Source organism: Sphingobium phenoxybenzoativorans, from assembly GCF_018286635.1.
GTDB classification, from domain to species: Bacteria; Pseudomonadota; Alphaproteobacteria; order Sphingomonadales; family Sphingomonadaceae; genus Sphingobium; species Sphingobium phenoxybenzoativorans.
Genome location: NZ_CP073910.1, coordinates 198,644 through 221,644, shown reverse-complemented (window position 1 = coordinate 221,644; position 23,001 = coordinate 198,644). Strand labels below are relative to the sequence as shown.

The window sequence follows — 23,001 nt, the reverse complement described above, 5'->3', positions numbered from 1 at the left end:
CCCTATCCGTTCAATGCATTGATCGCCGCATGCGCCAGCGCCTCGGCCTCCTCGCGAGGCAGACCGGGCGGAATAATCTCTCCGACCTTGTAGGTGACGGTGCCCGGCCGCTTCAGGAAACTGTTGCGCGGCGCAACTCGGCCGCTGTTGACGGCGATGGGCAGCACCGGCACGCGCAGCAGCGTGTAGAGGCCCGCAAACCCCGCGCGAATCTCCGGCGCTTCCCCATGCGGCACGCGCGTTCCTTCGGGGAAAAGGCAGACCGGGCGGCCTTCCGCCATCGCCTTGGCCGCCGTCCTGCGCATCGACCGCATGGCGCTTGCCCCCGCCTCCCGCTCGACGATGATCATGCCATAGGTGCGCGCAACCCGGCCCCAGAGCGGAATGTCGATCAACTCGCGCTTCGCCGCGATCATCGGATTGTGGAACAGGCACAGCAGGTCGATGGTCTCGAACATCGATTCATGCTTGAATATGAACAGCATCGGCGTGTCGGGGATTACCCCGTCTATCTTCACCTTCTGCCCCAGCACGATCCGGGCGGCGATCCTGTGGAACCATCCCCAAGACCCGACCACGGCCCGCAACGGCCGCGGCCCGAACGGCGTCACGATCAGCGCCGCCATCACCCAGAGAAATGATCCCGGGTAAAAGACAAGGGCGAAAAGCAGGGACCGGAGCAGGATCATGCGGCTGGCGGCTTTACAGCCCGATCAACGCGGCCATGCGCCGCAGGAGATATTTATTATATTCCTTGATCAGCATGGTGAGGCTCGGCCGGCTGGGGACGGCATCGTACAGCAGCACCACCTTGTCCGGCAATTGCTGGCGCAGTTCCAGCGCCGCCCGGCGCATATGCCAGTCCGTGGTGATCAGGCGCACGGTGCGATAGTCGCGCTTTTCCAGCCAGCGCGCCGCCTCCAGGCCGTTCGACCGCGTGTCTATCGCCTCCCGGCCAAGCGTGATGCAGCATTCGAACAGGCGCACGGGCACCTTGTAACGCGAGGCCAGCTCCACCGGCCGCACCGACCGGTCGACGCCGGAGATGAACATGCGCTTCGCCGCGCCTTGCTGCAGCAGCGTCAGGCCACGGTCTATCCGGCCCGCGCCGCCGGTCAGCACGACAATCGCGTCGGACGTGCGCCCGTCGAGCGGCTGGGGCAGCAGGATCGCGAACCAGGCGAAGCCCAGCATCCAGCACAACATCAGGAAGGCGAGGATGCGCGAGATCATAGCGCCCTTCCCAATGCCCGCAGCACGGTCATCCGCGCGGTCAGCGTCGCCAGCGCTATCCCCGCCACCGGCAGGGCCGCCAGCACGCCCCATCCCCAGCCGGGCAGATAGGCGGCGCGCAACAGGTCGGACCCGGTGGCGCCGAGCCGCTGCCCGACGAGCAGGATGACCAGCACCGCCATAACGAAGCCAAGGCCGCCGCCCAGCAGCGCGTCGAGCGCGATGCGCCGCTGAAACAGCCGGGCGATCTGCACGTCCGTCGCGCCCATCAGGTGCAGGATGTCGATGGTGCCGCGATGGCTTTCATGCGCGCCCCGCGCCGCCAGCACCACCACAGCGCCCGTCGCGATCGCCATCAGCAACACCAGCAGCGCCGCCACGCCCGCCAGCGTCGCCACCAGCCCCGATAAAGGACCCAGAAACGCCGCATGCGGTTCAACCCGCGCCTGCGGCGCAATGCTCTTGGCCAGTTTGGCCAGCGTTTCCACCGGGCGCGCGCCTTCCCCGGCGAACTCGACGTCGATCAGCGCCGGGATCGGCAGGTCCGCCGTATCCATCTCCGCGCCCAGCCAGGGGCGCAACTGATCGGCCAGCCTGTCCGGGTCGACCGGCTGGGCCGCATGGATGCCGGGCGTCGCCCGCAACCGCGCCACCATCTTCTTCACCACCTGCGCGCGCGTTTCCGCGTCGGCCTCGACAATCTGCACCGTGGCGCGGCCCGACAGTTCCGTCCGCAGCGACCGCATCCCCTGATTGAGCGCAAGGCCGCCCGCCGCCGCCAGCACGGTCAGGAACATCATGATCGCGATGACCCACGGCATCGGGCCCGCCACCCGCCCTTCGGGCAGCAGGCGGTTGCGCGCGGCCGTGGCGGATTCCTGCTTGCGGAACGCGGCCATTTTCATGACGCATCGGGCCGTTTGGGCGGATAGCGCAGCGATCCGGTGGGATCGGCCAGCCGCCCCTTGTCCAGCCGCATCATCTGCGCCCCCGGCACCCGGCCGATCAGCGGCAGGTCGTGGGTGGCGACCACCAGGGTCGTGCCCAGCTTGTTCAGCGCCTCGAACAAGGTCAGCAACCGGTGCGCCATGTCCGCATCGACGTTACCCGTAGGCTCATCGGCGATCAGAATCTCCGGGCGGCCGATCACCGCGCGGGCAATGGCGACGCGCTGCTGCTCTCCGCCGGAAAGGGTCGCCGGCCGGGCATTGGCGCGATCGGCCAGGCCGACCCAGGCCAGCATCTCGCTGACCGGCGCATCGACCTCGCTCTCCTCCATGCCCGCAACGCGCAGGGGCAGGGCGATATTGTCATAGGCGGACAGATGCGGGACGAGGCGGAAATCCTGAAACACCACGCCGATCCTGCGCCGGAATCCCGGCAAGCGCTTGCGCGGCAGCGTCACCACATCCTCGCCGAACAGGCGGATGACGCCCCGGCTGGGCCGCTGCGCCAGATAGAGCAGTTTCAACAGGGACGTCTTGCCCGCGCCGGACGCGCCGGTCAGGAAATAAAATCCGCCGCCGTCGAGCGAAAAACTGACATCCGCCAATGTCTCCGCGCTCATGCCGTAGCGCAGGCCGACATTTTCGAACTGGACGATGGTTCCCATCGAATTAAGCGCCCCGATCCTCCGCCAGACGGCCCCCGGACGGCATCGCCGCATGCCGTCTTTCCCGCCATCGCATAGCCTGTGGGGGGCCGTAAAGCGATGAAAGAAGCCCATCAGATTCGTGGGTTGCGTCTCGCCGCTTGCTCTGGAGTCACTTGGATGTTTATGAAGCGGAATGATCCTCGTCTGTCCCGACTGCGCAACGCGCTATATCGTGCCCGACAGCGCCATTGGGCCGTCCGGTCGGCAGGTGCGCTGCGCGTCCTGCAAACATAGCTGGTTCCAGGACGGACCCGAACTTCCCATGCGGCCCGAACCGGTCGAACAGCCGGTGGCGGCAGCGGCCGAAACCGGCGTCGATACGCTGGAATCCCCGCCTGAAACCGTCACTGCTCCGCCGCCCGCCGCCACGGTCGCCGCGGCGACGGACGATGACGATGAAACGCCCCTTTCGGCGCTGGACGAATCCTGGCCGCCGCCGACGGTCACTTCCTACGCGACGCAGCCCGCCTATGAGGATGATGTCGCCCCGGAACGCCCGTTCAAGGCGCGGCGCAACCCCGCCAAGATGTGGATGGCGGCGGCGGTCGCCTTCTTCCTGGTCGTCAGCGCGGCGGGCGGCGCGATCATGCTGTTCGGCATGCCCAGTTGGGCGGTCAATATGGGGCTGGTCGCCGATAATGGCGAACCCGACCTGCTTTTCTACCTCGCCAAGCCCGCCGAACGGCGCAAGCTGCCGAGCGGAGAGGAATATTTCGCATTCAGCGCCCGCATCGTGAACAGCGGCGAACATAAGCTGTCCGTGCCGCCGGTGATCGTGGAATTGCGCGATTCCCAGGATCGGCTTGTGTTTAGCTGGACGACCAAGGCGGACAAGGCCAGCCTGAAACCGGGCGAGGAAGCGGCGATCAATGAAAGCCGGCTCGATATTCCGAAGAATGCGGCCAATCTCTCCCTGGCCTTTTCCGACAAGGGCGCCTGACAGGCGCTGACGGAATCTCCCGGCAGGCGCGCGCCTTCCGCGCTGCCGATCCTCGTCTCAAATCCCGGTCTCCGATCCCCGCGCGAAAAGCCTTTTCCGGCGCTTGCGCAGGGGATCAGCCTTTGCTAATGGCCAGCGCCTACCAGATGCCGGCCCCGCCGGTACTCCTGATATGTGTGCGGTCGTGGCGGAACTGGTAGACGCGCAACGTTGAGGTCGTTGTGGCCGAAAGGCCGTGGAAGTTCGAGTCTTCTCGACCGCACCATTTTCCTGTTTATCTGTGAAATCAGGCAGTTAGCCGTTAAGGCAAATGCCTTGACGTCCAATCGGCGCCTCCGTTCCGGCGCTGTTTTCTGTCCGTGATTTCAGGATCGCCTGCAAAGATCGACCCGGCGTGATAACGCTCTAGATGCGTTCGCCCGACAGGCGCTGGCACAGCATGTCGAGCTGGTCGAGGGTCGAGTAGCGCAGCGTCAGCGACCCGCCCTTCCCGTCCTCATGGGCGATTTCCACCTTCAGCCCCAGCATGTCGGCCAGATGCTGCTCCAGCGCCACTATGTCGGCGTCCTTGCCCCGCCCGGCGCTCAGCACACGCGCGGCGACATCCGGCTCGCCCTTCTTCGCCTTGCGGACCAGCTTCTCCGTATCGCGGACGGACAGGCCCTTCTGCTCGATGGTCCGGGCAAGCCCCTCGCAATCCTCGACGCCGATCAGCGCGCGGGCATGGCCCATGGACAGGCGCTGTTCCACAACCGCCAGTTGCACTGGCTGCGGCAAGTCGAGCAGGCGCATCAGGTTCGCGATATGGCTGCGCGACTTGCCGACCAGCCGCCCCAGCGCTTCCTGGCTGTGGCCGAATTCGGCAATCAGCTTGCGATAGGCTTCCGCTTCTTCGATCGCGTTCAGATCCTCGCGCTGGATATTTTCGATCAGCGCGATTTCGAGCGTTTCGGCTTCGTCGAACGTCCGCACGATGGCGGGGATGCGATGAAGCTGCGCCCGCTGCGCCGCCCGCCAGCGCCGTTCGCCTGCGACGATCTGATAACCGCCGCCATGGGGGCGGACGATGATCGGCTGGATCACCCCGCGCTTGCTGATGCTGTCGGCCAGCTCCTGCAGCGCGCCCTCGTCGAAATGCCGGCGCGGCTGTTCCGGATGCGGCTGGATCAGGGAGATTTCGATGCTCTGCACCGATTTGCCCGAAGGCGCGCCGCCATTGCCAGATCCCGATACCGGTTCTTCCTGTGAAGCGTCGCCCAGAAGGGCGGACAGGCCTCGGCCAAGTCCATGGGGACGGCGAAGGGATTTGGGCTTCTCCGATGCGTCTGCGCTCACGCGGCAAGCTCCCGCTGCGGCAGGCGCGCGATCAGTTCACGGGCAAGGCCCATATAGGCTTCCGAACCGCTGCATTTATAATCGTAGATCAGGGCGGGCAGGCCATGGCTCGGCGCTTCGGACAGACGCACATTGCGCGGAATGACCGTGTTGAACACGACATCGCCCAGACAGGCGCGCACATCGTCCGCGACCTGATCGGTCAGCCGGTTGCGCCGGTCATACATGGTCAGCGCAACGCCCATGATGGTGAGCGCCGGATTGAAGCGCGCGCGAATACGGTCGACGGTCTGCAACAACTGGCTGAGACCCTCCAGCGCGAAAAATTCACACTGCAGCGGCACCAGCAACGCCTGCGCCGCGACCATCGCATTGACGGTCAGCAGGCCGAGCGACGGCGGGCAATCGATCAGGCAGATGTCCCATCGCCCCTCCTGCGCCTGCGCCAACGCATTGTCGAGCCGGTGGGTGCGCTCCTCGAAATCGATCAGCTCGATCTCCGCGCCGGACAGGTCCTGCGTCGCAGTGATGATATCCAGCTTCGGGACCTTGGTGGAGATGACGGCATCCTCCACGCTGCATTCGCCCAGCAACAGATGATAGCTCGACCATTCGCGGCTGAGGTTGGGAATGCCCAGCCCCGTTGAAGCATTACCCTGCGGATCGAGGTCGATCAGCAAGGTGCGATGGCCGGTCGCGGCCAGGGCTGTGGCGAGATTGATGGCCGTGGTGGTCTTGCCCACCCCACCCTTCTGATTGGCAATGGCGATGCGGATCATGAGCGGCCCCTTTTTTTCACCGACCGGGCGACAATGATGGCGCTGTCCGGGTCTGTGATACTGCGTTCCACGTGAAACGCACCTTGCCATGTCTGCTGCGCGGTTTCCAATTCATTCTGCCAATTTTTCCCTTTTGGCAGCAACCACAGGGTTTCTCCGGTGGATAAATGCGCCGAAGTGGAGAAAAGTCGGGGCAGCGGCGCGAAGGCGCGCGCGCTGATGACTGCGCCGGGCGCGATATCCCGGAGCATCTCCACCCGGCCACCAAAGACGGAGGCATGAAGATCGAGCGCGTCGATGACATGGTTGAGAAAGTCGATCCGCTTGCGCCGGGACTCCACCATCACCACCCGCCAGCCCGAAAGGATGGCGACGACGACGCCGGGCAAGCCAGCGCCTGACCCCAGATCGATCCAGTCGCCCTTGCCGGATGCCTCCCCGGCGTGGACCAGTAGCTGGGCGGAGTCGACAATATGCCGCGACCAGACATGATCACGGGTCGATTCCGCGATCAGATTCTGGCGGGTCATCTCGTCGAACAGCAGGGCGATATACTTCTCAAGCGCCGCCCATGTTTCACGTGAAACATCGAATTGGGCAGCAATCCACGCCCGCGCCTCGTCCTCGGTCACGCAGCCTTCTTCCTGATATGGACAAGGATCGCCGCCACTGCCGCGGGCGTGATGCCGCGAATACGGCTCGCTGCGGCAAGCGTCGATGGCCGGGATTTATCCAGCCGCTCCCGCATCTCAATGGACAGGCCCCCGATCATTCCATAATCCAGCGTCGCAGGGATGATCACAGCCTCGCCGTCCTGCAGCGCCCGGACCTCGGCATCCTGCCGGGCGAGGTAGGGCGCATAATGGGCATCTTCCCAAAGCTCTGCCTGCGCATCCGCCTGCATGGCGGCAAAGGCGGGAGCCTGCGCCGCTATCAGGGAACGCGGCACTTCGGCGAAGCGCGCCCATTCGAACAGGGAACGGCGGGTGCCATCCTGCCGCACCGGCGCGCCCAGCCGCATCATCTCGGTCGCTGTCCGCTGGAGGCTGAGATCGTCCTCAGCCCGCGCCCGCGCCGCCATCCGCGCCTCAAACCAGCGCCGCCGCTCCGCACCGACCAGACCCTCGGCAATGCCCAATGGGGTCAGCCGGGACGCCGCATTGTCGGCCCGCAGGCGCAGCCGATATTCGGCCCGCGCCGTCAGCATGCGATAGGGTTCCGTCACCCCCTGCAGCACCAGATCATCTATCATGACGCCAATATAGCTGCTCGCCCGATCCAGCACGACAGGGGCCTGCGCCAGAGCATGCGCGGCGGCATTGGCCCCGGCGACAAGACCCTGGGCGGCCGCCTCCTCATATCCCGTCGTGCCGTTGATCTGCCCGGCAAGGAACAGGCCCGGCAAGTCCCGCATCCGCAATGTCGACTCCAGCGCGCGCGGGTCGATATAATCATATTCGACCGCATAGCCCGGCACGACGATATCGGCGTTCGTCAGACCGGCCATCGACCGCACCATGGCGATCTGGATGTCCGTCGGCAGCGATGTGCTGATCCCGTTGGGATAGACCAGATGCGTATCCAGTCCCTCCGGCTCCAGGAAGATCTGGTGCCCATCCCGGTCGCCGAAGCGGAAAATCTTGTCCTCGATTGACGGGCAATAGCGCGGTCCCTGCCCCTGGATCGCGCCGCTGAACAGCGGCGACCGGTCCAGCCCGGACCGGATGATGTCATGGGTCCGGTCATTGGTCCGCGTGATCGCGCAGAATATCTGGGGCAGAACCCTTGCCGTCGACATGGCCGACATGGTCCAGCCGCCGCCGTCCGACGCCTGTTCTTCCAGCGCCGCCCAATCGATCGTCCGGCCGTCAATCCGGGGCGGCGTCCCGGTCTTGAGCCGCGCCACCGGCAGGGCAAGGTCACGCAACTGCTGACCCAGCACGACCGCCGACTGCTCACCAATGCGGCCGCCGGTCAATATCTCCTCGCCCCGGAACAGCCGCCCGCCAAGGAAGGTGCCGGTCGCCAGAACCACGGCGTCCGCGCGCAATGCATTTCCGTCCGCCAGCGTCAGTCCGGCTATCCTTCCGCTTTCGATGCAAAGCGCGGCCGCCTCCCCCTCGACCAGCGTCAATCCCGGCTGCGCATCGATCATTGCGCGGATCGCTGCGCCGAACCGTTTCCGGTCCGCCTGGACGCGTGGTCCTTGCACGGCTGCGCCCTTGCTGGCGTTGAGCATGCGATAATGGATCGCGCCGGCATCCGCGCCACGGGCGATCAGGCCGTCGAGTGCGTCGACCTCCCGCACCAGATGGCCCTTGCCCAAGCCACCGATCGCGGGGTTGCAGGACATCGCGCCAACTGTCTCGCGGGTGAAAGTGACGAGCGCCGTCCGCGCGCCTTTTCGCGCCGCAGCGGCTGCCGCTTCGCAGCCCGCATGGCCGCCGCCGACCACGATCACGTCAAATTGTCCCTGCATGGGCGCGCCTTACAGGAAAGCGCGGGTACCGTCAAAACGCTGTTCCACGTGGAACATCACTTGCCGATACAGAATTTCCCGAACAGCGCGTCGAGCATATCTTCCGTCCCGGCGCGCCCGGTAAGGGCATCCATCGCCCCCCGCGCCAACCGCAAATGCTCGGCGACGATCAGCAAATCATCCGTCTCCAACGCGCCTGACAAAGCCGTCAGAGCGACCTCCACTTCACGCCGCTGACGGGCATGCAACGCATAGTCGCCCTCCCCTGGCACAAGCCCCCGCGCGCGCTGGAGGAGCAGCCCGATCAGCTCCGCCATCCCGTCCCCCGATATGGCGGACAGATCGAGATCCGCCCCGGCGGCCGCCTGCAATCCCGCTACATCCTTCTTCGCGCTGATCTTCACCGCGTCGTCGCGCGGCGCATCGGCGGGATCACCCATCCACAGGAGGATGTCGGCCGCCGCGATCGCCTGTTCCGCCCGCGCCATGCCGATGGCCTCGATCGCATCCTGCTTGTCCGCCCGCAGGCCCGCCGTATCAGTAAAGAGGAAGGGGATGCCCCCAATCGCTGCGGGCGCCTCGATGCGGTCCCGCGTCGTCCCGGCGATGTCGGACACGATGGCGGCGTCCCGCCCCACCAGCGCATTCAGCAATGTCGACTTGCCCGCATTGGGCGGCCCGGCCAGAACCACGCGAACGCCATCCCGCAACCGTTCCGCATCCGGCCGGGCAAGCTCCCGTTGGAGCGTATCGGCCAGACCGGCGATGCTGCTCCTGATCCGCGCCTCGATCCCCGCGTCCGGCACATCATCCTCGTCGGAGAAATCCAGCGCCGCCTCGACCGATGCGGACAGCGCCAGCAACCGCTCCTGCCAGTCCGTCACCTTTCTGGAAAAATGCCCCTCCGCCATCATCATGGCGGCGCGGCGCTGGCTCTCCGTCTCTGCAAACAGCAGGTCGGACAGTCCCTCCGCTTCGCTCAGGTCGATCCGGCCATTTTCGAACGCGCGGCGGGTAAATTCCCCCGGCATCGCGCCGCGCAGTCCCCCGATCCGCGCAAGCGCCTCCAGCAGCGCCGCCGTCACTGCCCGGCCGCCATGGCAATGGAGTTCCGCCAGATCCTCGCCGGTCGCGGTTGCCGGGCCGGGGAACCAGAGCGCCAGTCCACGATCCAGCGCTTCCCCGGATTGCGGATCGGAAAAGAGCGAGACGGATGCCAGGCGCGGGTTCGGCATGCGCCCGCATATCGCGCGCAGCGCCTCTCCGGCGCAGGGACCGCTTATCCTGATGATGCCGATCGCGGCCGGGGGCTGGCCGCTGGAAAGCGCGAAGATGGTGTCCAAGGAGAAAGCCGCGCCCCTATCCGTCGGTTTTCGACGACGACCCCATCATGCCCATGTCCATGATCTGCTTAAACAGGCGGACGCCAGCGTCGCCCATGGGCGAGAAGCTGCGGAAAAGCTTCTCCATCTGTTCCACGCTGTTGGACCCGTCCATGGTGTCTAGCATCGTCTGCACATATTTGTCGTGGATCGGCGAGACATCGGGCAGGCCCAGAAACGTGCGCGCCTCCTCCGGCGTGCAATCGCAATCGACGGTAATTTTCACGACCGGCCTCCCTTTTGGTTTGTCATGCCCCTTCATGCCGCATCGCATCGGCGAAAGCCAGTTCTCCTCTGGAGATTCCCCGCCTGCAAGCCCTGCCCTGCAAGCGCCCCCTTGCAAGCCCGCCTTGCAAGCATCGCCACATGGCTTATCTCGGTCGGGCGACGCTGGACATATTGGAAGGATGATTCCCATGGGCGAATTGCTGCCGGTTACCACTTTGGAGGGGGGCGCCAGTTTCTATGCCTATGTCGCCCGCCCGGCGGGGAAGCCGCGCGCGGCGATCATCGTCATTCAGGAGATTTTCGGCGTCAACGAAGGGATCAGGCGGAAATGCGATTCCCTCGCGGCCAGCGGATATCTCGCCTTCGCGCCCGACCTGTTCTGGCGGATAGAACCGCATATCGAACTCGACCCCGATGTCCCCGACCAGCTCCAGAAGGGTTTCGACCTGTTCGGCAAGTTCGATCAGGACGCCGGCATTCGCGATATAGAGGCCGCGATCAAGACGGCGCGGGCCGCGCTTGGCCCGGATGGCAAGGTCGGCTGTGTCGGCTATTGCCTTGGCGGCCGCCTCGCCTTCATGGCGGCGTGCCGGACCGACGGGGACGCCTTTGTCGGCTATTATGGCGTCGGCATAGACGGCCTGCTCGGCGAACAGCACGCCATCGGCAAACCGGTCCTGCTGCATGTGCCGACGGCCGATCATTTCGTCAGCCCCGAAGCGCAAAAGGCCATGCATCAGGGGCTGGGCGGCAACCGGCATGTCACCATCCATGACTATGAGGGGCTGGACCACGGCTTCGCCACTGAAATGGGCGACCGCCGCGATGATGCGGGCGCGGCTCTGGCCGACGGCCGCTCCGCCACCTTCTTCGCAGAGCATCTCTGATGGCGGACGCATGGCGGCTGATCATCCGCGCGCATGGCGGGCCGGAGGTGATCGAGCGCGAGGATTTCCAGACGGGCGATCCCGGTCCGGGCGAGATATTGATCGCGCATGAGGCGATCGGGCTGAACTTCATCGACACCTATGTCCGGTCCGGCCTTTATCCCTCCCCCCTGCCCGCCGCCCTGGGCGCCGAAGCGGCGGGGACAGTCATCGCGGTCGGCCCCGGCGTGACCGGCATCGCGCCGGGCGATCGCGTCGCCCATGCGCTGGGCGCTCATGGCAGCTACGCCACCCACCGGCTGATGCCCGCCAATCGCGTGCTGAAACTGCCCGACGCCATCTCCTGTGAAACGGCGGCCGCGACGTTGCTGAAGGGCATGACGGCGGCATTTCTGGCCGAGGATTGCGGCCGGATGGAAAGCGGCCAGGCGGCGCTGGTGCATGCAGCGGCCGGCGGCGTCGGATCAATCCTCGTGCCCTGGCTCGCCAGTCTGGGCGTGACGGTGATCGCCCATAGCGGATCGGAGGAGAAGGCCGCTCTCGCGAGGGCCGCGGGCGCAGCGCACAGCCTGACCGGACCCTATGAGGCTCTGGCGGAACAGGTTCGCGGCCTGACGGACGGCGAGGGCGTGCATGTCGTGTTCGATGGCGTTGGCAAGGCGAGCTGGGATGCGTCGCTCGCGTCGCTGCGGATACGGGGCCTGCTCGCCACCTATGGCAATGCCTCCGGCCCGGTGCCGCCCATCGATGTGCTCTCGCTCAGCCGCGGCGGATCGCTGTTCGTCACCCGCCCCACCCTCTACGATTATGCCCGCGAGGACGCCGACCTTCAGAGGCTTGGCGCGCGCCTGTTCGACCAGATCGCCAAGGGCGTGGTGAAGGCGGACATCAACCAGCGCTTCGCCCTCGCCGACGCGGCCGACGCCCACCGGGCGCTGGAGGCACGGCAGACGACTGGATCGACCGTCCTTATTCCGTGAGATTCGCTCTGTTTTGAACAGAGCTTATTCCTGCGGCCCACAGGGCGGCGAAGCCAAAGCAGGAGTCCGGATCGGGCGTTGGAGCTGGACTCCTGCTTCCGCAGGAGTACGCAGAACGGACATATCCTCAAAACAGGCTCCAGATGTGCCGAGCCTGAATGAGCGCTGCCCCGTCCCCTTCTCACCGCCGCCGCATCAGGCGAACAGCGTCAAAATCCCCACCTGATGATCGACGAACCCGTCATAGATCATCTTGAACGCCACATAGACGATGACGATCAGGCCGAAATAGGCGATCCAGCGGTAACGCTCGATATATTTGGCGATGATGTTCGCCGCCACGCCCATCAGCGCGACCGACAGGATCAGGCCGATGATCAGGATGCCGGGATGGTCCCGCGCCGCGCCTGCGACGGCCAGCACATTGTCCAGGCTCATCGATACGTCGGCGACGGCAACGGCCCAGGCGGCCGCGGCGAAGCTCTTGGCCGGGCGTACGCCGCTGGCCTCGTCGCCCTCAATCTCCGCCGATCCGCCGCCCGCGCCCGGATGAAGCTCGCGCCACATCTTCCAGGATACCCACAGCAGCAGCAGGCCACCGGCGAGGATCAGCCCAACGATCTGCATCAACTGGCTCACCACCAGCGCGAAGCCGATGCGCAGCACCAGCGCCGCGATGATGCCGATCATGATGACGCGCTTGCGCTGTTCCGCCGGCAGTCCCGCCGCCAGCGCGCCAACGACGATGGCGTTGTCGCCCGCCAGCAATATGTCGATCATCAGCACCTGGCCGAATGCGGCCAGCGCGCTGGGCGAGGTGATGTTGGAGAAATCCGCGACGATATGGCCCCAGATGTCCGCCGGTGAGCCAAAGCCGGGCGTTACCGCGACCGTGGAAGACACAGCGGCCAGAAGATCAATCACAACGGCTCTCCAAAATAGGCGACATCGGGCATCGGATCATAGAAGTCATGAAGCAGAATACGCCATTGGCTATATCGATCCGACCGCCGAAAACCATCCCTGTGATCGGCTATCGAATCCCAGCGCACAAGCAGAAGATAGAGGCCCGCTTTTTCGCTCGCAGGCCGAACCTCTATCCCCAAAAATCCCGGAGAGGCTGAAATCAGCGGCCTCGCCTGCTGCATCGCGGCTTCGAAGGCGGCCTCCCGCCCCGGCCGGACATGCAGCAGCGCATGCTCCAGGACCATGGGCAATGCCTACTGGTTCATGGAGTCGAAGAAATCCTCGTTGGTCTTGGAATCCTTCATCTTGTCGAGCAGGAATTCCATCGCATCGACGGTGCCCATCTGCATGAGGATGCGGCGCAGAACCCACATCTTCGAAAGCTTGCCCTTGTCGACCAGCAGCTCCTCCTTGCGGGTGCCGGACTTGCCGACGTCCAGCGCCGGGAAGATGCGCTTGTCCGCAACCTTGCGGTCGAGCACGATTTCGGAGTTGCCGGTGCCCTTGAACTCCTCGAAGATCACCTCGTCCATGCGGCTGCCGGTGTCGATCAGCGCGGTGGCGATGATGGACAGCGAACCGCCCTCCTCGATATTGCGCGCCGCGCCGAAGAAGCGCTTGGGGCGCTGGAGCGCATTGGCGTCGACACCGCCGGTCAGCACCTTGCCGGACGACGGCACCACGGTGTTGTAGGCGCGGCCGAGGCGGGTGATGGAGTCCAGAAGAATCACGACATCCTTCTTATGCTCAACCAGGCGCTTCGCCTTTTCGATCACCATTTCGGCGACCTGCACATGGCGCTGCGCCGGTTCGTCGAAGGTCGAGCTGATCACCTCGCCCTTCACGCTGCGCTGCATGTCGGTGACTTCCTCCGGCCGCTCGTCGATCAGCAGCACGATCAGGAAGACTTCGGGATGATTGTCGGTGATCGCCTTGGCGATGTTCTGGAGCAGGACCGTCTTACCCACGCGCGGCGGCGCGACGATCAGGGCGCGCTGGCCCTTGCCCTGCGGCGACACGATGTCGATGACGCGCGCCGACTTGTCCTTGACGGTCGGGTCGAGCGTGTCGAGCCTCAGCTTCTCGTCCGGATAGAGCGGCGTCAGATTGTCGAAATTGACGCGATGGCGGACGGCATCGGGATCGTCGAAATTGACCGAAACCAGCTTGGTCAGCGCAAAATAGCGCTCGCCATCCTTGGGCGCGCGGATCTCGCCCTCCACCGTGTCGCCGGTGCGCAGGCCGAATTTGCGGACCTGGTTGGGGGACACGTAAATGTCGTCGGGACCGGCCAGATAATTGGCCTCCGGGCTGCGCAGGAAGCCGAAACCGTCCTGCAGCACCTCGACCGTGCCCAGCCCCATGATCTGCTCGCCATTCTCGGCCTCGGCCTTCAGGATCGCGAACATCAGGTCCTGCTTGCGCAGCGTGGACGCGCCTTCGACCCCCAGTTCCTCGGCCATGGAGACGAGTTCGGCGGGCGTATTTTTCTTGAGGTCCTTGAGATGCATCCGAGAGTGGTCCGGCAGAATATGAGGTGGGAGGATTAGGCCAGTCCGCGTCGGTTAAGGAAGGGAGACATCCCCATGCGCGGACGGCAGCGTGGATACGCGCTGAATCGTTAGGCTCCGGGCGGGGTCAAGTCAAGACGAAGCAACCGACTTGGCGACTATCCCGCCGAATGGAGAAGTATGTGCGATCAGAAGGGTTTGACGATCGCCAATATGACAACGAAGGCCACCAATATGCCCGGCACCTCGTTCAGCATGCGCAGCTTCCTGTCGCTGAACGGCCGCTCCCCCCGCGCCAGCTTCTTCGCATAGCCGCTGATCCAGCCATGATAGCCCGACAGGATCAGCACGAAGAGGAATTTCAGGTGGAACCAGCCCATGCTCCACGCGCCGATGTCGAACGCCAGCAGCAGGCCGAATATCCACACCATGGTCAGAGCGGGATTGAGGATGATTTTCAGCAGCTTGCGCTCGCGCACGATCCACTTGCCGTCCTCGTCGGACCCCGGCGCGCATTCCTGATGATAGACGAAGAAGCGCGGCATCATGAACAGCCCCGCCATCAGGAAGATGACGAAGATGATATGCGCCGCCTTTACCCACAAATATGCGTTACCGAGGAAAGCCATCGCGATACCCTGTTCAACCCTGGTTTCGTATCACGGCAATCAGCCGCTCGACATGCTCGATCGGCGTGTCCTGCAAAATGCCGTGGCCCAGATTGAAGATATGGGGACGGTCGCGAAAGGCCGCCATGATGTTGGCGACGGATTTTTCCACCGCCTCGCCGCCCGCGATCAGCGCCAGCGGGTCGAGATTGCCCTGCACCGGCAATCCTTTGGGCAGGACCGCATTCGCCCAGTGCGGATCGACCGTCTCGTCCAGCCCCACGGCGTCAACGCCGGTCCCCGCCGCATAGTCGGGCAGCTTGGCCGCCGCGCCCTTGGGAAAGCCGATGATCGGCACTTGCGGGTGGAGCGCCTTCACCCGGCGCACAATCTCCGCATTGGGCGCGATCACCCAGCGCTCGAACTCCAGCGGCGCCAGGCTTCCCGCCCAACTGTCGAACAACTGCACCGCCTCGACCCCCGCCTCGATCTGGCCGGACAGGTAGGTGACAGTCGCATCGACGATCGCGTCGATGATCGCCCCGAACTTCGCCGGATCGCCATAGGCCAGCCGCCGCGCCGGTCCCTGATCCTTGCTGCCCTGTCCCGCCACCATATAGGTCGCGACCGTCCAGGGACTGCCCGCAAAGCCCAGAAAGGTGACTTCAGGGGCGAGGCTGGCCTTGACCTGCCTTACGGTCTCGTAGACCGCCTCGAACCGGCTGAAATCAGGTATCAGGCTCGCAAGGTCCGCTTCGATCAGCGGCGGCGCCATGCGCGGGCCTTCGCCGGCCTCGAACCACAGTTTCTGGCCCAGCGCGTATGGCACGATCAAAATGTCGGAAAACAGGATCGCGCCGTCAAAGGCGAACCGGCGCAGCGGCTGGATCGTGATCTCGGCTGCGCAGGCGCTGTCATAGACCAGCTCCAGAAATCCGCCCTTTTCGGCGCGGAGGGCGCGATATTCCGGGAGATACCGGCCCGCCTGCCGCATCAGCCACATGGGCGGGATCGCTGGTTTTTCGCCACGCAGTACGGAAAGCAGAGGCTTGGGAGTCGCCTGCCCGTCGGGAGTGCTCATAAAAAATATCTTAAATTAGAGTTAAGGATGATGAAGATAGTTGGCCGCTTGGCAGCGGGGTTTATGCGTTGCGCCCGCATATGCCAACAGCTTGACTCATTCGAGTCCCTATCGCGCGCTGGGAGTCCCGTAATCTGTCCCTGCTATCCACAGCATGTGGATGGAATCGACGCGCTGTTGGGATGCTGTGGATGGAATCCGGTCTAGCGTGGACAGGATTCCACCCCCAAAACTGTCCCTTGCCTTATCCACAAATGGCAAACACAACGGTCGACATGACGCGGCTCCACCTCCACCTGCTCTCTGACTCCACGGGCGAGACGCTGGAGAATATCGCCAAGGCCGGCATCGCCCAGTTTGAGAATGTGGAGGCGATCCGCCATTTCTGGCCGATGGTGCGGTCCGATGTCCATCTCGACCGGATCATGGAGGAAATTTCCCTCAATCCCGGCATCGTGCTGTTCACGCTCGCCAATTCGCAGCTTCGGCGAAGGCTGGAAAATCGCTGCCGGGCGCTGGGGCTTCCCCATGTCGCGCCGCTGGACGCGGTGACGGACGCGCTGTCGAACATATTGGGGCAGGAGGCGCGCAACCGTCCCGGCCGCAAACATATATTGGACGAAGCCTATTTCGCGCGGATCGAGGCGATTCAGTTCACCATCGCCCATGATGACGGCGTGGGGCATGAAAATTGGGAGGAGGCCGATATCGTGCTCGCCGGCGTGTCGCGCGCGTCGAAAACGCCAACGTCCATCTATCTCGCCAATCGCGGGTACAAGACGGCGAATATCCCGCTGGTTCCGGAATCGCCGCCGCCGCGCAATCTCTACGGATTGAAGCATCCCATGGTCGTCGGCCTGACGATCAGCCCGGAACGGCTGGTGCAGGTCCGCCGCAACAGGCTGCTCTCGCTCAATCAGGCGCCGGAAACCGCCTATGTGGATATTGAGCGGGTGCAGGAGGAGGTCGCCTTCGCCCGCCGCATGTTCGCCGACAATGGCTGGCCGGTGATCGACATGACCCGCCGCTCGATCGAGGAAGCCGCCGCCGCCATCATCAACCTGTTCAACGAGCGTGTCCTGGCCGAATGACTGAATCTGCCCCCGAACCCATTATCGTCCTCGCCTCCCAGAGCGCGGGCCGCGCCGCGCTGCTGAAGGCGGCCGGGGTTCCGTTCGAGGCGCTGCATCCCGGCGTCGATGAGGAAGCGGCGAAGGAGGCCCTGCGCGCCGACGGCCTGGACGCACGGGCGCTGGCCGATGCGCTGGCGGAGCTGAAAGGCCTTCGCGTTTCCCGTCGCATTCCCGGAACGCTTGTCCTCGGCTGCGATCAAACCCTTTCGCTGGATGATGGCCAGATGATCGACAAGGCTGTCGATCGTGAGGATGCGGTGCGTATTCTCACGCTCCTGTCGGGCAGGACGCACCATCTGCACAGCGCCGCCGTCATCGTGCATGGCGGCGTCCCGGTCTGGCGGCATGTGGAGCGGGTGCGGATGACGGTGCGCCCGCTCAGCCCGGCCTTTATCGAACGCTATCTGGACGGCGACTGGGATCTGCTGCGCTGGTGCGTCGGCTGCTACCGGATCGAAGGGCCGGGGGCGCAGCTTTTCACGAAGGTCGAGGGCAGCCAGTTCGCGATTCAGGGCCTTCCCCTGCTGCCGCTGCTTGACTTCCTGCGCGTCCGCGGCCTTCTGCCTTCATGAGCCTTCCCTATGCAGAAGTGATCGGCGACCCCATCGCCCATTCCAAATCGCCGCTGATCCACAATTTCTGGCTGCAGAAGCTGGGCATAGAGGCGGAATATCGCAAGACGCATGTGACGCCGGACGGGCTTGCCGCCTATTTCCTGCAGCGCCGCGGCGACAATGACTGGCTCGGTTGCAATGTCACCATCCCGCACAAGGTCGCGGTGATGGACTATACCGACGATCCGGGCGGCGTCCGCGCGCGCATCGGCGCGATGAACACCATCGCCTGCGAAACCGGCGGGCCGCTGATCGGCACCAATACCGATGCGGGCGGCTTCCTTCAGCCGCTGATCCACCGCAAGTGGAAGGGCGATCATGCCGTGCTGGTCGGCGCGGGCGGCGCGGCGCGCGCCATCCTGTTCGCGCTGGCGACGCTGGGCGTGCCAAAGATCACGGTCATGGTCCGCGATCCCGCCAAGGGCCGCGCGCTGCTTGACCGGGCGGACATGCAGGGCGACGTCATCACGCTTGCCGATCCGCTGCCCGCCGCGGGTCTGCTCGTCAATTCGACCTCGCTCGGCATGACGGGCCAGCCGCCGCTGGACCTCGACCTTTCGCCTCTGCCCGCGACCGCCACGGTTTATGACATCGTCTATGCGCCGCTCGAAACCGGTCTGCTCGCCGCCGCCCGCGCGCGGGGCCTTGCCGCGATTGACGGGCTGGAAATGCTGATCGGCCAGGCGGCGCTCGCCTTCGATATTTTCTTCGATGCAGAGGCGCCGCGCGAATATGACGATGAATTGCGCGCGCTCCTGACGGCATGAAACGGATCGGCCTCACCGGGTCCATCGGCATGGGGAAATCGGCGGTCGCCGCCATGCTCCGCCAGGAAGGCGTGCCGGTGTTCGATGCCGATGCGGAGGTGCGCCGGCTTCAGGGACCGGGCGGATCGCTGCTCCCGGCGATCGAGGCGCGCTTTCCCGGCACGACCGGCCCGGATGGCGTTGACCGGGCCAGGCTTGGCGCCGCCGTGTTCGGCCATCCGGAAGAATTGCGGGCGCTGGAATCGATCGTCCACCCCGCCGTCCGCGCCTCCCAGAAGCGATTCCTTCGCCGCAACCGGTCCCGGCCCGTCGTGGTGCTGGACATACCCCTGCTTTACGAGAGTCATGGCGAGCGGAAGCTCGATGGCGTGATCGTCGTCAGCGCGCCGGCATGGAAACAGCGCGCCCGCGTTCTCGCCCGTCCCGGTATGACCGTCGCAAAATTCAACCGGATCAAGCGTTTGCAGGTTCCAGACGCTGTTAAACGCCGCCGGGCCGACTATATTGTCGATACCGGCACGACCTTCGATCGCACCCGCGAACAGGTCCGCCGTCTCGTTACTTGCCTTCGCCGCAAAGCAGGCAGATAAATACAGGTCCACGGATGTCAGCAGAGTCGATGCGGGAAATCATTTTCGACACGGAAACAACCGGATTCGATCCCGCGAGCGGGGACAGGCTCGTGGAAATCGGCTGCATAGAACTGATCAACCGGGTGCCCACGGGCAACACCTTCCACGCTTATTATAATCCCCAGCGGTCGATGCCCGCGGCGGCGGAGGCCGTGCATGGCCTGTCGGACGCCTTCCTGTCGGACAAGCCCCTGTTCGCGGAGGGCATAGACGAACTGCTCGCCTTTCTGGGCGACTGCCCGCTGGTGGCGCATAATGCGCGGTTCGACTTCGGATTCCTCAACCACGAACTGAAACTGTGCGGCCGGGTCGAGGTATCGATGGACCGCATGATCGATACGGTCGCCATCGCCCGCACCATGCATCCGGGCGCGAAGCACAGCCTGGACGCGCTCTGCACCCGGTACGGCATCGACCGCAGCCATCGCATCAAGCATGGCGCGCTGCTCGACGCGGAACTGCTTGCGCAACTTTATATAGAATTGACCGGCGGACGGCAGATCGGCCTCACGCTCGGATCGGAAAGGGAGGATCAGGATCGGCGGGAGGAAACGGCCTATTTGGCCGCTGTCCGTCCCGTCCGCCCCGCGCGGCCGCATGCGGCCACCGCGGAGGAACTGGAGCGGCACGCCGCGTTCCTCGCGACGCTGGATAAGCCGCTCTGGCTCGACGGGCTTGCTCCGGGATAGCCGGAGGGAGCCTTGAGGAGGCCGCCGCGTTCAAGAATTTGGGCGCGGGGTCAAGGGTTTAGCGGACCGCCACATCGGCATGACGCGACACCCACGGACCACCCCCGGTGGTCTGCAAGAACAAGGAGAAGGCAAGATGGATATTCGTGTTTCCGGTCATCAGGTGGAAACGGGCAACGCGCTCAAGGAGCATGTCTGGACCCGGCTCGAAGCGGTGGCCGAGAAATATTTCGCCCGGGCCATCTCCGCCCAGGTGACATTCCGCAAGGCGCCGCATGGCGCGTTCCACTGCGATATCGTCTGCCATGTCATGACCGGCCTTATTCTCAAGGGCGCGGGGGAAGCGCAGGAGGCGCATCCGGCGTTCGATATCGCCGCTGACCGTATCGAAAAACAGCTCCGCCGCTACATGCGCCGCCTGAAGGACCGGCATGTCCAGGCCGCCGCCGCAGAGGCCGTCAGGAGCGATCCCGTCAATGGCGGCCTTAACGGGCATGCGCTCAACGGTTTCGACAATGCGGGATACACCGTGTTCGCCGGCTATGACGATGAGGAGGAGCCGTCCGACGCGCCGCTGATCGTTGCGGAAACGCGGGTGGATATCCCCCAGGCGTCGGTATCGGACGCCGTGATGATGCTCGACCTGCGCAACACCAACGCACTGCTGTTCGTGAATGCGGGCACCTCCGCCTATAATATGGTCTATCGCCGTCATGACGGGACGATCGGCTGGGTTGAACCCACGGTGGCCGTGGCCAACTGAGCATCCGCGGCCCGTCCCCTTTGTGGACGGGCCGTCCGGCCCTGCGGCTCGGCGGTTGACCTTCCGTACCGGTGGGACTAATGCGCCGGGCTTTGGTTCATGCCTGTGCCCGGCCCTTTTGCCGTGGCCGAATTGGGCGAAGCTGCCATTCCGAGTGTATCCATGATTCATTTCGACGATCTCCTCACCCCGAAGGCGCTGTCCAGCAATCTCTCGGTCACCGGCAAGAAGCAGCTTTTCCTGAAGCTTGGGGAAATGGCGGCGCTTGCCTATGGCCTTAATGCCGGGGCGGTGTCCGAACGGCTAACGGAACGGGAACGGCTGGGGTCGACCGGTTTCGGCGGCGGCATCGCGATCCCGCATGCGAAGATGGAGGGGATCGACAAGGTGCGCGGCCTGGTCGTCCTGCTTGACCAGCCGATCGGCTTCGACGCGGTGGACAATTCTCCTGTCGATGTGATCTTCGCCTTGCTCTCCCCGCTCGACAGCGGCGCGGAGCATCTCAAGACGCTGGCCCGCGTGTCGCGCTATCTGCGCAACGATAGCCAGATCACCCGCCTGCGCGGCGTCGGTTCGGACGAAGCGCTGTTTGCGCTGCTGTCCGGCAATGAGGCCCGTGACGCCGCCTGATATGGACGATGCGGTCCCGCCTAGCGGAGAGGCCGCGCATTTCCGCGCGCTTGAGCAGCTCTACCGCTCCGCCCCGATCAACCGGATGTTCCGGTCGGAACTCACCATTACCGGCGCTGGTCTTTCGCGCATCGATTTCGATGTCGACGAAAGCGTCTATCATGCGGCGGGCGCCGTACACGGCACCGTCTATTTCAAGATGCTGGACGATGCGGCCTTCTACGCCGCCAACAGCCTTGTCAGCGACCGCTTCCTGCTGACGACCAGCTTCAACCTGCTGTTCACCCGGCCGATCAAGCAGGGCCGCATCCGCGCCGAGGGCCGCTGGATCAGCGGCCGCCGCCGCGTCTACGTCGCGGAGGCCAGCCTGATCGATTCGGATGGCGAGGAGGTCGGGCGCGGCACCGGCACCTTCATGCGCTCCGCATTTCCGCTCGCATCGCTGCCCGGCTATGCCCGGACAGATCCGCCGGCCGCCCGTGGCTGACCGGCTCGCCAGCCATATGCTGGCGGGCGCTCTGATCAGGCGGGCCGGACAGGAAGGCGGCTTCGCGGCCGTGCTGCGCAAGGGCGACGCGATCAGCGGCGTCATCCTGGTGCAATGTCTTGAAAGGGGCCGGAAAACCGGGCTGTTTGAGCGCGTGCCGGACTTTTCCGGCGGCTATCATATGGCGCCGTGCGGGCCTGCGAACGACTCCGATCCCGATGCGATAACCCAATATATAGCGCGCCGGATGCGCGCCGACCCCGACCTGTGGTTAATAGAGCTGGACATCTCGGAGGCGGAACGGTTCGCCGCTGAAACGATCTGCTGAATATTGACTTAACCTGTATTGGTCCTCATAGGCCCCGCACGCTTCATCGCGCAGGTTACCTTTTAGATGTCCGGGGGGGACGTCGAATGGCAAACACGCAGACGGGGGGCGGCCGGACGTCCAAATATATGTTCAGGGACGCGACGTCCAAGCGCCGACCAACCGCACAGTCTTGGAATTACATGAGTTTCCCATTGCGCGTCGCCACGTTGGCGGCCTTTGCCATGACCGCTATCGCCGCAGCGATGGCCAGCGATGCATCCTTTGCCGGAGCGGCCGGTGCATCCTCAGACAGCATCCCCGCCGCGATTCGCACGCCGCAGGACGCTCCGCTCTCCAATTCTTCAGGCGACAATACGGGCAAGCCAGGCGTTACCTTCGCCGCGCCCGGTGAAATCGTTCAGCCGCTGGCGTCCGATGCGGCGCCCGCCCCGGCGACCGCCGCCGACGCCGCTTCGGCCGTATCCGCGCCCTCCAGCCTCGCCGCCCTCGTCACCGAACAGGGCGCGCCGGAGGAACTGACCGAACAGATGCAGTGCCTTGCCGGCGCCGTCTATTTCGAATCGAAGGGCGAAAGCCTCGCCGGTCAGCTCGCCGTCGCCCGCGTCATCATCAACCGCGTGAAGTCCGGCCGCTTCGCCGACAGCCTGTGCGGCGTCGTCTATCAGCCCGGCCAGTTCAGCTTCGTCCGCGGCCGCGCGATGCCCGCCATCGCCACCGCCGGCCGCGCCTGGCGCGAAGCCGTCGCCATTTCGCAGATCGCGATCGAGGATAGCTGGAACAGCCTTGCCGAAGGCGCGCTGTTCTTCCACGCCCGCCGCGTTTCGCCCGGCTGGGGCAAGGCCAAGGTGGCGCTGATCGACAATCACGTTTTCTATCGCTGATCCTTTCAGCG

The 23,001-nt window shown here is 64.8% G+C and carries 28 protein-coding genes and 1 tRNA gene; 14 read left to right on the top strand and 15 right to left on the bottom strand.

Annotated features, from left to right (window positions below; translation table 11 throughout):
• Window positions 1-2: 2 nt before the first annotated feature.
• Genes KFK14_RS01135 through ftsE form a run of 4 tightly spaced genes read right to left on the bottom strand, consistent with a single transcriptional unit; the run spans window position 3 to window position 2,845 of the window.
• Window positions 3-689: a lysophospholipid acyltransferase family protein gene (locus KFK14_RS01135; protein ID WP_212609572.1), complete on the bottom strand. Its 687-nt coding sequence runs from the start codon at window positions 687-689 to the stop codon at window positions 3-5.
• A 13-nt stretch (window positions 690-702) separates the two neighbouring features.
• On the bottom strand, window positions 703-1,233 hold the full coding sequence (locus tag KFK14_RS01130; RefSeq protein ID WP_070156032.1) for a YdcF family protein: 531 nt from the start codon (window positions 1,231-1,233) through the stop codon (window positions 703-705).
• Window positions 1,230-2,132: a cell division protein FtsX gene (locus KFK14_RS01125; protein ID WP_212610968.1), complete on the bottom strand. Its 903-nt coding sequence runs from the start codon at window positions 2,130-2,132 to the stop codon at window positions 1,230-1,232. The genes KFK14_RS01130 and KFK14_RS01125 overlap by 4 nt, the downstream gene beginning before the upstream one ends.
• A 2-nt stretch (window positions 2,133-2,134) precedes the next feature.
• Window positions 2,135-2,845, bottom strand: coding sequence for a cell division ATP-binding protein FtsE (ftsE, locus tag KFK14_RS01120; protein ID WP_212609571.1), 711 nt, complete (start codon window positions 2,843-2,845; stop codon window positions 2,135-2,137).
• 175 nt (window positions 2,846-3,020) lie between these two features.
• Here ftsE and KFK14_RS01115 point away from each other — a divergent pair, with 175 nt between their 5' ends.
• Complete coding sequence (locus KFK14_RS01115; RefSeq protein ID WP_212609570.1) at window positions 3,021-3,827, top strand: MJ0042-type zinc finger domain-containing protein; 807 nt, start codon at window positions 3,021-3,023, stop codon at window positions 3,825-3,827.
• A gap of 178 nt (window positions 3,828-4,005) precedes the next feature.
• Window positions 4,006-4,092: transfer RNA gene (locus tag KFK14_RS01110), tRNA-Leu, on the top strand.
• A 140-nt stretch (window positions 4,093-4,232) separates the two neighbouring features.
• Here KFK14_RS01110 and KFK14_RS01105 read toward each other — a convergent pair.
• From KFK14_RS01105 to KFK14_RS01080, 6 genes are read right to left on the bottom strand one after another with little or no spacing between them, the layout of a single operon-like run.
• Window positions 4,233-5,162 carry a ParB/RepB/Spo0J family partition protein gene (locus KFK14_RS01105; protein ID WP_070156038.1) on the bottom strand — a complete coding sequence of 310 codons (930 nt, stop codon included), beginning with the start codon at window positions 5,160-5,162 and terminating at the stop codon, window positions 4,233-4,235.
• On the bottom strand, window positions 5,159-5,941 hold the full coding sequence (locus KFK14_RS01100) for a ParA family protein (RefSeq protein WP_070156040.1): 783 nt from the start codon (window positions 5,939-5,941) through the stop codon (window positions 5,159-5,161). Before KFK14_RS01100 ends, KFK14_RS01105 begins: the two co-directional genes overlap by 4 nt.
• Entirely contained in the window at window positions 5,938-6,573 is a 636-nt protein-coding gene (rsmG, locus tag KFK14_RS01095) for a 16S rRNA (guanine(527)-N(7))-methyltransferase RsmG (RefSeq protein ID WP_212609569.1), read from the bottom strand. The genes KFK14_RS01100 and rsmG overlap by 4 nt, the downstream gene beginning before the upstream one ends.
• Complete coding sequence (mnmG, locus tag KFK14_RS01090; RefSeq protein WP_212609568.1) at window positions 6,570-8,420, bottom strand: tRNA uridine-5-carboxymethylaminomethyl(34) synthesis enzyme MnmG; 1,851 nt, start codon at window positions 8,418-8,420, stop codon at window positions 6,570-6,572. Before mnmG ends, rsmG begins: the two co-directional genes overlap by 4 nt.
• A gap of 56 nt (window positions 8,421-8,476) precedes the next feature.
• A complete protein-coding gene (mnmE, locus tag KFK14_RS01085) occupies window positions 8,477-9,763 on the bottom strand; it encodes a tRNA uridine-5-carboxymethylaminomethyl(34) synthesis GTPase MnmE (protein WP_212609567.1) in 1,287 nt (428 codons plus the stop codon).
• Between the two features lie 16 nt (window positions 9,764-9,779).
• Complete coding sequence (locus KFK14_RS01080; protein WP_070156082.1) at window positions 9,780-10,028, bottom strand: DUF6489 family protein; 249 nt, start codon at window positions 10,026-10,028, stop codon at window positions 9,780-9,782.
• Window positions 10,029-10,218: 190 nt separating this feature from the next.
• Here KFK14_RS01080 and KFK14_RS01075 point away from each other — a divergent pair, with 190 nt between their 5' ends.
• Together KFK14_RS01075 and KFK14_RS01070 are read left to right on the top strand one after the other, a co-directional pair.
• Complete coding sequence (locus tag KFK14_RS01075; RefSeq protein WP_212609566.1) at window positions 10,219-10,917, top strand: dienelactone hydrolase family protein; 699 nt, start codon at window positions 10,219-10,221, stop codon at window positions 10,915-10,917.
• Window positions 10,917-11,897: a quinone oxidoreductase family protein gene (locus KFK14_RS01070; RefSeq protein WP_212609565.1), complete on the top strand. Its 981-nt coding sequence runs from the start codon at window positions 10,917-10,919 to the stop codon at window positions 11,895-11,897. Before KFK14_RS01075 ends, KFK14_RS01070 begins: the two co-directional genes overlap by 1 nt.
• Window positions 11,898-12,092: 195 nt before the next feature.
• Here KFK14_RS01070 and KFK14_RS01065 read toward each other — a convergent pair whose 3' ends face one another.
• The 5 genes from KFK14_RS01065 to hemE all read right to left on the bottom strand — a co-directional run bounded on the left by KFK14_RS01065 (window position 12,093) and on the right by hemE (window position 16,063).
• Window positions 12,093-12,821: a YjbE family putative metal transport protein gene (locus tag KFK14_RS01065; RefSeq protein WP_070156048.1), complete on the bottom strand. Its 729-nt coding sequence runs from the start codon at window positions 12,819-12,821 to the stop codon at window positions 12,093-12,095.
• On the bottom strand, window positions 12,818-13,108 hold the full coding sequence (locus KFK14_RS01060; protein ID WP_212609564.1) for an antibiotic biosynthesis monooxygenase family protein: 291 nt from the start codon (window positions 13,106-13,108) through the stop codon (window positions 12,818-12,820). The genes KFK14_RS01065 and KFK14_RS01060 overlap by 4 nt, the downstream gene beginning before the upstream one ends.
• A 9-nt stretch (window positions 13,109-13,117) precedes the next feature.
• Window positions 13,118-14,374, bottom strand: a complete 1,257-nt coding sequence (gene rho, locus KFK14_RS01055; protein WP_070156052.1) for a transcription termination factor Rho — start codon at window positions 14,372-14,374, stop codon at window positions 13,118-13,120.
• 188 nt (window positions 14,375-14,562) lie between these two features.
• A complete protein-coding gene (locus tag KFK14_RS01050; protein WP_212609563.1) occupies window positions 14,563-15,003 on the bottom strand; it encodes a CopD family protein in 441 nt (146 codons plus the stop codon).
• A gap of 13 nt (window positions 15,004-15,016) precedes the next feature.
• Entirely contained in the window at window positions 15,017-16,063 is a 1,047-nt protein-coding gene (gene hemE, locus KFK14_RS01045) for a uroporphyrinogen decarboxylase (RefSeq protein ID WP_212609562.1), read from the bottom strand.
• A gap of 275 nt (window positions 16,064-16,338) precedes the next feature.
• Between hemE and KFK14_RS01040 the strand changes: the two genes are divergently transcribed.
• From KFK14_RS01040 to KFK14_RS00995, 10 genes are all read left to right on the top strand, one after another.
• Window positions 16,339-17,154 (top strand): pyruvate, water dikinase regulatory protein, encoded by an 816-nt coding sequence (locus KFK14_RS01040; protein WP_070156059.1) that lies wholly within the window; start codon window positions 16,339-16,341, stop codon window positions 17,152-17,154.
• A gap of 20 nt (window positions 17,155-17,174) precedes the next feature.
• Complete coding sequence (locus KFK14_RS01035) at window positions 17,175-17,768, top strand: Maf family protein (RefSeq protein WP_212610967.1); 594 nt, start codon at window positions 17,175-17,177, stop codon at window positions 17,766-17,768.
• Window positions 17,765-18,577 carry a shikimate dehydrogenase gene (gene aroE, locus KFK14_RS01030; protein ID WP_212609561.1) on the top strand — a complete coding sequence of 271 codons (813 nt, stop codon included), beginning with the start codon at window positions 17,765-17,767 and terminating at the stop codon, window positions 18,575-18,577. The genes KFK14_RS01035 and aroE overlap by 4 nt, the downstream gene beginning before the upstream one ends.
• Window positions 18,574-19,167, top strand: a complete 594-nt coding sequence (gene coaE, locus KFK14_RS01025) for a dephospho-CoA kinase (protein ID WP_212609560.1) — start codon at window positions 18,574-18,576, stop codon at window positions 19,165-19,167. The genes aroE and coaE overlap by 4 nt, the downstream gene beginning before the upstream one ends.
• A 29-nt stretch (window positions 19,168-19,196) precedes the next feature.
• A complete protein-coding gene (gene dnaQ, locus KFK14_RS01020; RefSeq protein ID WP_212609559.1) occupies window positions 19,197-19,898 on the top strand; it encodes a DNA polymerase III subunit epsilon in 702 nt (233 codons plus the stop codon).
• A 136-nt stretch (window positions 19,899-20,034) separates the two neighbouring features.
• Window positions 20,035-20,661: a ribosome hibernation-promoting factor, HPF/YfiA family gene (gene hpf / locus KFK14_RS01015; RefSeq protein ID WP_070156063.1), complete on the top strand. Its 627-nt coding sequence runs from the start codon at window positions 20,035-20,037 to the stop codon at window positions 20,659-20,661.
• A 162-nt stretch (window positions 20,662-20,823) separates the two neighbouring features.
• Window positions 20,824-21,291, top strand: a complete 468-nt coding sequence (locus KFK14_RS01010) for a PTS sugar transporter subunit IIA (protein ID WP_070156064.1) — start codon at window positions 20,824-20,826, stop codon at window positions 21,289-21,291.
• Entirely contained in the window at window positions 21,269-21,778 is a 510-nt protein-coding gene (locus KFK14_RS01005; RefSeq protein WP_070156065.1) for a PaaI family thioesterase, read from the top strand. The genes KFK14_RS01010 and KFK14_RS01005 overlap by 23 nt, the downstream gene beginning before the upstream one ends.
• A 16-nt stretch (window positions 21,779-21,794) precedes the next feature.
• The gene (locus KFK14_RS01000) at window positions 21,795-22,106 is read left to right on the top strand and encodes a DUF1491 family protein (protein WP_212610966.1); all 312 of its coding nucleotides are present in this window, start codon (window positions 21,795-21,797) and stop codon (window positions 22,104-22,106) included.
• Between the two features lie 182 nt (window positions 22,107-22,288).
• A complete protein-coding gene (locus tag KFK14_RS00995; protein WP_212609558.1) occupies window positions 22,289-22,990 on the top strand; it encodes a cell wall hydrolase in 702 nt (233 codons plus the stop codon).
• Window positions 22,991-23,001: the final 11 nt, after the last annotated feature.

Bases quoted from the DNA above. Each gene is read 5' to 3' on its own strand.
- hemE (WP_212609562.1), bottom strand. From the start codon at position 16,063: ATGAGCACTCCCGACGGGCAGGCGACTCCCAAGCCTCTGCTTTCCGTA.
- KFK14_RS01130 (WP_070156032.1), bottom strand. From the start codon at position 1,233: ATGATCTCGCGCATCCTCGCCTTCCTGATGTTGTGCTGGATGCTGGGC.
- KFK14_RS01125 (WP_212610968.1), bottom strand. From the start codon at position 2,132: ATGGCCGCGTTCCGCAAGCAGGAATCCGCCACGGCCGCGCGCAACCGC.
- KFK14_RS01070 (WP_212609565.1), top strand. From the start codon at position 10,917: ATGGCGGACGCATGGCGGCTGATCATCCGCGCGCATGGCGGGCCGGAG.
- aroE (WP_212609561.1), top strand. From the start codon at position 17,765: ATGAGCCTTCCCTATGCAGAAGTGATCGGCGACCCCATCGCCCATTCC.
- coaE (WP_212609560.1), top strand. From the start codon at position 18,574: ATGAAACGGATCGGCCTCACCGGGTCCATCGGCATGGGGAAATCGGCG.
- KFK14_RS00995 (WP_212609558.1), top strand. From the start codon at position 22,289: ATGAGTTTCCCATTGCGCGTCGCCACGTTGGCGGCCTTTGCCATGACC.
- KFK14_RS01075 (WP_212609566.1), top strand. From the start codon at position 10,219: ATGGGCGAATTGCTGCCGGTTACCACTTTGGAGGGGGGCGCCAGTTTC.
- KFK14_RS01135 (WP_212609572.1), bottom strand. From the start codon at position 689: ATGATCCTGCTCCGGTCCCTGCTTTTCGCCCTTGTCTTTTACCCGGGA.
- KFK14_RS01050 (WP_212609563.1), bottom strand. From the start codon at position 15,003: ATGGCTTTCCTCGGTAACGCATATTTGTGGGTAAAGGCGGCGCATATC.
- hpf (WP_070156063.1), top strand. From the start codon at position 20,035: ATGGATATTCGTGTTTCCGGTCATCAGGTGGAAACGGGCAACGCGCTC.
- mnmG (WP_212609568.1), bottom strand. From the start codon at position 8,420: ATGCAGGGACAATTTGACGTGATCGTGGTCGGCGGCGGCCATGCGGGC.
- KFK14_RS01115 (WP_212609570.1), top strand. From the start codon at position 3,021: ATGATCCTCGTCTGTCCCGACTGCGCAACGCGCTATATCGTGCCCGAC.
- dnaQ (WP_212609559.1), top strand. From the start codon at position 19,197: ATGCGGGAAATCATTTTCGACACGGAAACAACCGGATTCGATCCCGCG.
- KFK14_RS01010 (WP_070156064.1), top strand. From the start codon at position 20,824: ATGATTCATTTCGACGATCTCCTCACCCCGAAGGCGCTGTCCAGCAAT.
- KFK14_RS01060 (WP_212609564.1), bottom strand. From the start codon at position 13,108: ATGGTCCTGGAGCATGCGCTGCTGCATGTCCGGCCGGGGCGGGAGGCC.
- KFK14_RS01005 (WP_070156065.1), top strand. From the start codon at position 21,269: ATGAGGCCCGTGACGCCGCCTGATATGGACGATGCGGTCCCGCCTAGC.
- KFK14_RS01040 (WP_070156059.1), top strand. From the start codon at position 16,339: ATGACGCGGCTCCACCTCCACCTGCTCTCTGACTCCACGGGCGAGACG.
- KFK14_RS01000 (WP_212610966.1), top strand. From the start codon at position 21,795: ATGCTGGCGGGCGCTCTGATCAGGCGGGCCGGACAGGAAGGCGGCTTC.
- rho (WP_070156052.1), bottom strand. From the start codon at position 14,374: ATGCATCTCAAGGACCTCAAGAAAAATACGCCCGCCGAACTCGTCTCC.
- KFK14_RS01100 (WP_070156040.1), bottom strand. From the start codon at position 5,941: ATGATCCGCATCGCCATTGCCAATCAGAAGGGTGGGGTGGGCAAGACC.
- ftsE (WP_212609571.1), bottom strand. From the start codon at position 2,845: ATGGGAACCATCGTCCAGTTCGAAAATGTCGGCCTGCGCTACGGCATG.